Raw genomic sequence first — 6,223 nt, 5'->3', positions numbered from 1 at the left:
CCGCGGTCGGGGATGGTGCCCGCCGACATGACGGCCTGGCGCTGCGTGCCGGGACGCGCCAGCAGCCGCCCGCGCTCGCGATCCCACACGATGCGCGGCGAGAACTCGGCCAAATCGGCCGTCGCGTAGCGGCCGGCCAGCATGCCCAGCACCGAATCGAAGGCCCGTCGCGGAAGCTCGGAATACGGGGCCGCGCGCCGCACGGTGTCGAACCAGTCGTCCGCCGCCAGCTCGTCCATGGCCACCGCCGCAACCGTCTGCTGGGCCAGCACGTCCAGCGCGTTCTTCACGAGCGCCGTCTGCTCGATGCGACCCTCGTACATGCCTTCGGCCGCCACGGCCGCGTCGATGATCTCGGTGCGGGTGCGCGGGAAGATGGACCCCGTCGAGCGGCCGCCCACCTGGTGGTTCGCGCGCCCGATGCGCTGCAGGGCGCTGGCCACCGACGGCGGGGCCGCCACCTGCAGCACGAGATCGATGGATCCCATGTCGATGCCCAGTTCCAGCGACGAGGTGGCCACCACGCACGGCAGCTCGCCCGCTTTCAGCTCGCGCTCCACCTGCAGGCGCTTCTCCTTCGACACCGATCCGTGGTGCGCCTTCGCGATGACGGCCGGCGCGCCCGTGGACATGTCCGCCGTAGAGCCCAGATCCGAGCGGATGGGCGCCGCCGGGGCGTCCGCATCGACGCCGCGCGCGATGCCCATGCGCTTCGCGTACAGGTCGTTCAGGCGCGCCGTCAGCTTCTCGCACAGCCCGCGCGAGTTCACGAACACGATGGTGGTGCGGTGCGCCAGCACCTCGTCGAGGATGGAGGCTTCGATGTAGGGCCAGATGGAAGACGAGCCGAGACGGCTGTCGGGACTCGTCGTGCTCGCCGGGAGCGAGGACTTCGCCATGGCGGCGCGCAGGGCGCGGTCGGACTTCCACGCTTCCTCCGCAGGCGCGCGGCGCGGCCCTCCCCCGCGCTTTCCCGCGCCGCCCCCCGTCAGGTCGCTTCCCCCGAACGTCGGCACGGCGGTCATGTCGCGCACGGGCACGCGCACGCGCACGTCCATGTCGGGCCGCCCCTCGGAGGCGACGACGCGCACGGGATGGGGCCCGCCCAGGAAGCGCGCGATCTCGTCGCGCGGACGCACGGTGGCCGACAGCCCGATGCGCTGCGCCGGCTCGTCCAGCAGGTCGTCGAGGCGCTCGAGGCTCAAAGCCAGGTGCGCGCCGCGCTTGCTTCCCGCCAACGCGTGCACTTCGTCGACGATGACGGTTTCCACGGTGCGCAGCGTCTCGCGCGCCTGCGACGTGAGCATGAGGTACAGCGACTCGGGCGTGGTGATGAGGATGTCGGGCGGGTTGCGCTGCAGGCTACGGCGCTGATCGGGCGTGGTGTCGCCCGTGCGCATGCCCGTGCGCACTTCGGGCATCGCGCCGCCTGCGGCCGCCATGCGCGCCGCGATGCCGGCGAGCGGCGCCTGCAAGTTGCGCTCCACGTCCGCCCCGAGCGCCTTCAGCGGCGAGATGTACAGCACGCGCACGCCCTTGCCGGGACGCTCCTTCTTCGGCAAATCCGCCGTCGCCGCCTTCTCGCGCATAAGCTCGTCGATGGCGAACAGGAACGCAGCAAGCGTCTTGCCCGAGCCGGTGGGTGCGATGACCAGCGCGTTCTCGCCGCCCTCGATAACGTCCCAGGCACGCTCCTGCAACGGCGTGGGCTCGGGAAAGGCATCGAGGAACCAGCCGCGCACCTCGTCGGAGAATCGCGTCAGGGCATGAGGGGTGGGCTCGCGTGCTTCGTCCATGGCGTGCGTCGGCTCCTTCTGAAATCGGGTGCCCCCATGGTAGCGCATGAGCGCCCGCCCGTCTTGCGCAACGGGCGGCTGATACCCGCCCGTTCGCACGACGGCCCGAAGCTCTGCGCATCGCGGTGCGGATAGACGCACTGGGCACGAATCGCAATTGGCTTCACCCCGAAGGGGAAGCCGACCACGTTTCACTCATATGCGTCCGATCACGCATCTCGCTAGATGACCACCTCTTCGTAGTCCAATCCGAAGTCCTTGCGCATCCAGACGAAGAATTCGTCGCAGTCCACCACTTTGATCACCGATGACTCGAAATCTTTCTGATTGCGCGTGACGATTGCATCGGCGCGCATCTCCAATGCCGATTCAAAGATAAGCGAATCTTCCGGATCCTTCCACGAGGCTGCCAGCATCCGATCGACCTCCCGATCGCTGACGGCATGCACGTTCACGAACGTCCGCATCCCTCGCAGCTGCTCAAGCACATGCGACAACAGCGAGCGCTTCCCGCCCTCCGAGAGGATGTAGATAAGATCGGTCACCTGCGACGAGGTGATCCAGAGACTGAATTCCCCCACACGGCCCGCCGTCATGAGCAAGCGCGCCTTTTCGTAATATGGCTCGCGCTCATGCAGATAATCGATAACGACATTGGTGTCCAACAGGAGCTTCATGCGAGCCATATCACATCATGCCCCTCGAACGCAGGCGCTCCATCCTCACCTCTGCCTTAGTCATATCGTCGAAACGAGAAGCGCGCTTCGAGGATAGAGAATCGACGAAGCGAGAAGCAGCGGCCCACTTCGCCTCATCGCCGATACGGCTCGAATCGGCTCGAAGGAAACCCGCCTCCCCCTCCTCGATCATTTTGTCGTACATGAGGTTGATCGCTTGAGAAGCGCTGAGACCCTCTCGCGCAAGGATGCGAGCGCCTTTGCGCTTCTTTTCATCCAGCATGCGTGCCGTAACCATAGAATCGTCCATGCCGACTCCTTTCGTGTGCTCAATTGTACAACCATTTTCGTACAACATCAACGAAGAACAACTCTCGGACGCAAAAAGCCCCCGACGCTCGTTCGCGTCGGGGGCTTTCGTTCATCGTGTTCCTTGAAAACGGCTTACGCTTCGGCGTAGACGTCCTTGAGCTTGAGCAGGTGCTCGTAGCGGTCCATGGCCGCCTTCTCGTTGCGCTCGAACAGCTCGCTGGCGCGCTCAGGGAACTCGCGGGTCAGACGGCTATAACGCGCTTCGTTCATGAGGAACTCCTGGTAGCCGCCCGCAGGCTCCTTGGAGTCCAGCGTGAACTTCTTGCCGGGCTCGGCGGCCGGGTTGAAGCGGAACAGGTTCCAGTAGCCGCAGTCGACGGCCTTCTTCATCTCGTCCTGGCAGTTCGCCATGCCGCCCTTGATGGAGTGCATCTCGCACGGCGAGTAGCCGATGATCAGCGACGGTCCGGGATAGGCCTCGGCCTCGGCGATGGCCTTGATGGTCTGGGCCGGCTTGGCGCCCATGGCAACCTGCGCCACGTACACGTAGCCGTACGCCATCGCGATCTCGGTGAGGCTCTTCTTCTTGACATCCTTGCCCGCGGCCGCGAACTGGGCGACCTGGCCGATGTTGGTTGCCTTCGAAGCCTGACCGCCGGTGTTGGAGTACACCTCGGTGTCGAACACGAACACGTTCACGTCCTCGCCGGATGCCAGCACGTGGTCGAGGCCGCCGTAACCGATGTCGTAGGCCCAGCCGTCGCCGCCGAAGATCCAGACGGACTTCTTGTTCAGGTACTCTTTGTTCTGCAGGATCTCGGGCGCCTCCGGGCAACCGTTCTCGGCAGCAGCCTCGAGCGCGGGAACGAGCGCCTCGACGGCCTTGGCGTTCGCCTCGCCATCGGCCATGGTGTCGAGGTACGCCGCGATAAGATCCTTGGTCTCAGCCGGCGTCTTGTCGTTAGCTGCCATGGCTTCCAACTTGCCGACCAGGCGGTCACGCACCGCCTCGTGACCCAGCAACATGCCCAGGCCGTGCTCGGCGTTGTCCTCGAACAGGGAGTTCGACCACGCAGGCCCGCGACCCTCGGCGTTCACCGTATACGGCGACGTAGCGGCCGGACCGCCCCAGATGGACGAGCAACCCGTGGCGTTCGCGACGTACATGCGATCGCCGAACAGCTGGGTGACCAGCTTGGCGTACGCCGTCTCGGCGCAACCGGCGCAGGCGCCGGAGAACTCCAGCAGCGGCTGCTTGAACTGGCTGCCCTTGACCGTGGCATCCTCGAGCGCGGGCTTGTCGGACACGTTGTCCACGCAGTAGTCGAACACGTCCTGCTGCGCCAGCTGGCTTTCCGTGGATACCATTGCCAGCGAGTCAGACGGGCACACGTTCACGCACACGCCGCAGCCCATGCAGTCGAGCGGCGAGATGGCCAGCGTGTACTGCAGGCCGGCAGCGGCCTTGCCCTTCGCAGGCACCATGACGGTAGCGGCGGGAGCCGCAGCAGCCTCTTCCTCGGTGAGGGCGAACGGGCGGATGGTGGCATGCGGGCACGCGAAAGCGCACTGGTTGCACTGGATGCACGTGGCGGCATCCCACGCGGGCACGCTCACAGCCACGCCGCGCTTCTCGTAGGCGGCCGCGCCCTGCTCGAACTGGCCGTCGGCGTGGTCGACGAACGCCGACACCGGCAGACGGTCGCCGTCCATACGGCCGACCGGCTCCATGATCTCGCGCACCATCTTCACCACTTCGGCACGACCCTCGAGCGTCGGAGCCTCGTTCTCGTCCACAGCGTTCGCCCAGCTTGCAGGCACCTCCACCTGCACGAACGCCGTGGCGCCCGCGTCGATGGCGCGATGGTTCATGTCGACGACGTCCTGACCCTTCTTCATATAGGACTTCGTGGCGGCGTCCTTCATGTACTGCAGCGCCTCGTCCTGCGGGATCACGTTGGCCAGCGTGAAGAACGCCGACTGCAGGATGGTGTTCGTACGCTTGCCCATGCCGATCTCAGCGGCGAGGTCGATGGCGTTGATGGTGTACAGCTTGATGTCGTTGTTGGCGATGTAGCGCTTCGCCTCGGCGTTCAGGTGGTGCTCAAGCTCCTCGGGCGTCCACTGGCAGTTGATCATGAACGCACCGCCCGGCTTCACGTCGTTCACCATGCGGAAGCCCTTGGTGACGTAGGAGGGGTTGTGGCAAGCCACGAAGTCGGCCTTGTTCACATAGTAGGTGCTGCGGATAGGCGAGTCGCCGAAGCGCAGGTGGCTGATGGTCACGCCGCCGGTCTTCTTCGAGTCGTACTGGAAGTATGCCTGCACGTACTTGTCGGTGTGGTCGCCGATGATCTTGATGGAGTTCTTGTTCGCGCCCACCGTGCCGTCGCCGCCGAGGCCCCAGAACTTGCACTCGATGGTGCCCTCGGCTGCGGTGTTCGGGCTGTTCGGATCCTCGGGAAGCGACAGGTTCGTCACGTCGTCGACGATGCCCACGGTGAACTCGCGCGCCGGCGCGTCCTTCTCCAGCTCCTGGTAGATGGCGAACACCGAAGACGGAGGGGTGTCCTTCGACGCCAGGCCGTAGCGGCCGCCTACCACCGTGAGATCGGCGCGGCCCTCGTGCGCGAGCGCGTTGATGACGTCCATATACAAGGGCTCGCCGAGCGCGCCCGGCTCCTTCGTGCGGTCCATGACCGCGATCTTCTGCACCGTCGCGGGCAGCGCGGCCATGAACTTCTCGCTCACGAACGGGCGATACAGGCGCACCTTCACGAGGCCCACCTTCTGGCCCTGGGCGTTCAGATAGTCCACGACCTCCTCGACCACGTCGCAGAACGAGCCCATGGCCACGATCACGCGGTCGGCGTCGGGCGCGCCATAGTAGTTGAACAGCTCGTAGTTCGTACCCAGCTTGGCGTTCACCTGGTGCATGTAGTCCTCGACGATGGCGGGCAGCGCATCGTACACGCCGTTGCACGCCTCGCGATGCTGGAAGAAGATGTCGCCGTTCTCATGGCTGCCGCGCATGGCCGGACGCTCGGGGTTCAGCGCATGCTCGCGGAATTCGCTCACAGCCTCCATGTCGCACATGTCGGCGAGATCCTCGTAGTCCCACACGGCGATCTTCTGCACTTCGTGGGAGGTGCGGAAGCCGTCGAAGAAGTTGATGAAAGGAATGCGGCCCTTGATGGCGGACAGGTGCGCCACGGCCGACAGGTCCATGACCTCCTGCACGTTCGTCTCGGCCAGCATGGCGAAGCCCGTCTGGCGGCACGCCATGACGTCGGAATGGTCGCCGAAGATGGAAAGCGCCTGGGTGGCCAGCGTGCGCGCGCTGACGTGGAACACGCACGGCAGCTGCTCGGCGGCCATCTTGTACATGTTGGGGATCATGAGGAGCAGACCCTGGGAAGCCGTGTAGGTGGTGGTCAG

4 protein-coding genes are annotated in these 6,223 nt (G+C 65.4%); all 4 read right to left on the bottom strand.

Annotation, left to right across the window (positions count from 1 at the left end; translation table 11 throughout):
- Nucleotides 1-1,796: DEAD/DEAH box helicase (locus ACMO6A_RS00500; protein WP_418470642.1), on the bottom strand; the 1,796-nt coding region annotated here is incomplete at its 3' end.
- 221 nt (nt 1,797-2,017) lie between these two features.
- Complete coding sequence (locus ACMO6A_RS00495; protein ID WP_009306317.1) at nt 2,018-2,482, bottom strand: type II toxin-antitoxin system VapC family toxin; 465 nt, start codon at nt 2,480-2,482, stop codon at nt 2,018-2,020.
- A 1-nt stretch (nt 2,483) separates the two neighbouring features.
- Nucleotides 2,484-2,783: a type II toxin-antitoxin system RelB/DinJ family antitoxin gene (locus ACMO6A_RS00490; protein ID WP_009306319.1), complete on the bottom strand. Its 300-nt coding sequence runs from the start codon at nt 2,781-2,783 to the stop codon at nt 2,484-2,486.
- 134 nt (nt 2,784-2,917) lie between these two features.
- The coding region (gene nifJ, locus ACMO6A_RS00485) for a pyruvate:ferredoxin (flavodoxin) oxidoreductase (RefSeq protein ID WP_418470641.1) at nt 2,918-6,223 on the bottom strand (3,306 nt) is incomplete at its 5' end.

The organism is Eggerthella sp. (assembly GCF_048329335.1).
In the GTDB taxonomy this organism is placed as follows: domain Bacteria; phylum Actinomycetota; class Coriobacteriia; order Coriobacteriales; family Eggerthellaceae; genus Eggerthella; species Eggerthella lenta.
The sequence above is the reverse complement of the archived record's forward strand: the minus strand, read 5'-3'. Positions and strand labels throughout refer to the sequence as shown.

Excerpts from the sequence above, each read along its gene's own strand:
- ACMO6A_RS00495 (WP_009306317.1), bottom strand. The coding sequence starts at position 2,482 with ATGGCTCGCATGAAGCTCCTGTTGGACACCAATGTCGTTATCGATTAT.
- ACMO6A_RS00490 (WP_009306319.1), bottom strand. The coding sequence starts at position 2,783 with ATGGACGATTCTATGGTTACGGCACGCATGCTGGATGAAAAGAAGCGC.